The 246-nt window shown below is 62.6% G+C and carries 1 protein-coding gene; it reads left to right on the plus strand.

The window, feature by feature from the left end; genetic code table 11:
* The coding region (locus E5W87_RS35850) for a dTMP kinase (protein WP_292408799.1) at window positions 1-246 on the plus strand (246 nt) is incomplete at both ends.

A 246-nucleotide genomic window follows, 5' to 3' on the forward strand; every position in this document is an offset into this window, starting at 1 on the left:
CTGCCGAGCCATTCGCCCCCAGGATGGAAGCACTGCTTTTCGCCGCCGCGCGTTCCGACCATGTCGAGCAGATCATCCGTCCGGCGGTCGAACGCGGCTCGATCGTGCTTTGTGATCGCTTCATGGACTCTTCACGCGTCTACCAGGGCGTCACCGGCGGCCTCGATCCGGCGTTCATGGGCACGCTGGAAAAGGTCGCCATCAACGGCATGGTGCCCGACATGACGCTGATCTTCGATATCGACC

The sequence above is a fragment of the Mesorhizobium sp. genome (assembly GCF_004962925.1).
GTDB lineage: Bacteria > Pseudomonadota > Alphaproteobacteria > Rhizobiales > Rhizobiaceae > Mesorhizobium.